The following is a 3,154-nucleotide window of genomic DNA, read 5'->3' as shown; positions in this document are numbered from 1 at the left end:
AGGTTTTACCAAGGTCAAGCTATTAAGAGCATAGGGTGAATGCCTAGGCACCAGAAGGCGATGAAGGACGTGATAAGCTGCGATAAGCTGCGGTGAGGCGCAAATAGCCATCGATCCGCAGATTTCCGAATGGGGGAACCCACCTGAGGTAAATGCTCAGGTACTGTTACATGAATCCATAGTGTAACAGAGCGAGACGTGGGGAACTGAAACATCTAAGTACCCACAGGAGAAGAAATCAACCGAGATTCCGTAAGTAGTGGCGAGCGAAAGCGGAAGAGCCCAAACCGAACTATAGCAATATAGGTCGGGGTTGTGGACCAGCATAATGATTCTACAAGCTTAGCAGAAGTAAGCAGGAAAGCTTATACCAAAGAGGGTAATAGTCCCGTATGCGAAAAGTAAGTAGACAGGCTGGTATCCAGAGTACCACGAGGCACGTGAAACCTTGTGGGAAGCAGGGAGGACCACCTTCCAAGGCTAAATACTAACTGGTGACCGATAGTGAAGCAGTACCGTGAGGGAAAGGTGAAAAGAACCCCGGGAGGGGAGTGAAAGAGAACCTGAAACCCTATGTTTACAAGCAGTTGGAGAGCGTTAAGGCTCGACAGCGTACTTTTTGTAGAACGGTCCGGCGAGTTATTGTATGTGGCAAGGTTAAGTACTAAAGGTACGGAGCCGAAGGGAAACCGAGTCTTAATAGGGCGTCAAGTCACATGTAATAGACCCGAAACCGGGTGACCTATCCATGGACAGGTTGAAGCGAGAGTAAAATCTCGTGGAGGACCGAACTCATAACCGTTGAAAAGGTTTGGGATGAGCTGTGGATAGCGGAGAAATTCCAATCGAACTCGGAGATAGCTGGTTCTCCCCGAAATAGCTTTAGGGCTAGCCTCAAGGGAAGTCTAACGGAGGTAAAGCACTGAATGGGCTAGGGGCCTTACCGGGTTACCGAACCCTATCAAACTCTGAATGCCGTATAGATAATTACTTGGGAGTCAGACTACGTGAGATAAGTTTCGTAGTCGAGAGGGAAACAGCCCAGACCATCAGCTAAGGTCCCAAAATCACAGTTAAGTGGGAAAGGATGTGGGTTTGCTAAGACAACTAGGATGTTGGCTTAGAAGCAGCCATTCATTCAAAGAGTGCGTAATAGCTCACTAGTCGAGTGAACCTGCGCCGAAAATGTCCGGGGCTAAACTGTGTACCGAAGCTATGGCAGTAGAAATACTGGGTAGGGGAGCTTACTGTGTTAGGTAGAAGCATGACCGTAAGGACATGTGGACGAAACAGTAGTGAGAATGCCGGAATAAGTAGCGAGAGTAAAGTGAGAATCTTTACCGTCGAAAACCTAAGGTTTCCTGGGGAAGGTTCGTCCGCCCAGGGTAAGTCGGGACCTAAGCCGAGGCCGAAAGGCGTAGGTGATGGACAACAGGTTGAAATTCCTGTACTACCGCTGTTCGTTTGAGAGAAGTGGGGACGCAGGGGGATAAGTCAAGCGAGTGACTGGAAGAGCTCGTCCAAGGGAGGTAGATAGACCGGTAGGCAAATCCGCCGGTTGTTTCGAAGGCCTGATGGGGAGGGAAAAATAAGTACCGAAGTGACAGATTCCGCACTGACGAGAAAAGCCACTATCGAGAGCAGAGGTACCCGTACCGCAAACCGACACAGGTAGGTGAGGAGAGAATCCTAAGACGAACGGGAGAAGCGTTGTTAAGGAACTCGGCAAATTGACCCCGTAAGTTCGCGAGAAGGGGTGCCTGGGAGACCAGGCCGCAGAGAATAGGCCCAAGCAACTGTTTAGCAAAAACACAGGTCTCTGCTAAATCGAAAGATGAAGTATAGGGGCTGACGCCTGCCCGGTGCTGGAAGGTTACGGGAATCTGTTATCGCAAGAGAAGCAGTGAACTTAAGCCCCAGTAAACGGCGGCCGTAACTATAACGGTCCTAAGGTAGCGAAATTCCTTGTCAGGTAAGTTCTGACCCGCACGAATGGCGTAATGATTTGGGCACTGTCTCAACAACGTACCCGGCGAAATTGTAGTACTTGTGAAGATGCAAGTTACCCGCGACAAGACGGAAAGACCCCATGGAGCTTTACTGTAGCCTGATACTGGGTTTCGGTATTCTTTGTACAGGATAGGTGGGAGGCTTAGAAGCTAATGCGCCAGCATTAGTGGAGCCGCCGTTGGGATACCACTCTAAGAATATTGAAACTCTAACCAGAGGCCGTGAACCGGTCTTGGGACACTGTCAGGTGGGCAGTTTGACTGGGGCGGTCGCCTCCCAAAAGGTAACGGAGGCGTCCAAAGGTTACCTCAGCGCGGTTGGAAATCGCGCATCGAGTGCAAAGGCATAAGGTAGCCTGACTGCGAGACAAACAAGTCGAGCAGGTACGAAAGTAGGGCTTAGTGATCCGGCGGTATGAAAGTGGAATTGCCGTCGCTCAACGGATAAAAGCTACCCTGGGGATAACAGGCTGATCTCCCCCAAGAGTCCACATCGACGGGGAGGTTTGGCACCTCGATGTCGGCTCATCGCATCCTGGAGCTGAAGTAGGTTCCAAGGGTTTGGCTGTTCGCCAATTAAAGCGGTACGCGAGCTGGGTTCAGAACGTCGTGAGACAGTTCGGTCCCTATCTGTCGCGGGCGTAGGATATTTGAAGGGATCTGTCCTTAGTACGAGAGGACCGGGATGGACGAACCTCTGGTGCACCAGTTGTCACACCAGTGGCACAGCTGGGTAGCCAAGTTTGGACGGGATAAACGCTGAAGGCATCTAAGCGTGAAACCCACCCTAAGATGAGATATCCCACCGCAAGGGTAAGACCCCATGTAGACTACATGGTTGATAGGCCAGGGGTGTAAGTGCAGTAATGTATTTAGCTGACTGGTACTAATAGGTCGAGGGCTTGACCAATAGAAAAACAGGTAGAAGGTCTTTCAAAAGTCTAAATGAGAGAATCCGCTTCGAATCTTGCTTTGAACATTATATATTTTTGAAGGTGCAATTAAAATGAAAAAGTTAACAATCTTCTGGTGGCTATGACGAGAAGGACACACCCGTTCCCATACCGAACACGGTAGTTAAGCTTCTCAGTGCCGATGATACTTGGATGGAGACGTCCCGGGAAAGTAGGTCGCTGCCAGATTTA

2 rRNA genes are annotated in these 3,154 nt (G+C 50.0%); both read left to right on the top strand.

The annotated features are described in order from the left end of the window. The first annotated feature begins 12 nt into the window (after window positions 1-12). Window positions 13-2,919: ribosomal RNA gene (locus EFD62_RS17075) — 23S ribosomal RNA — on the top strand. A 115-nt stretch (window positions 2,920-3,034) separates the two neighbouring features. After that, window positions 3,035-3,151 (top strand): 5S ribosomal RNA (gene rrf, locus EFD62_RS17070). Window positions 3,152-3,154: the final 3 nt, after the last annotated feature.

Source organism: Acetivibrio mesophilus, from assembly GCF_004102745.1.
GTDB lineage: Bacteria > Bacillota > Clostridia > Acetivibrionales > Acetivibrionaceae > Hungateiclostridium > Hungateiclostridium mesophilum.
This window is presented reverse-complemented; position numbering and strand designations above follow the sequence as displayed.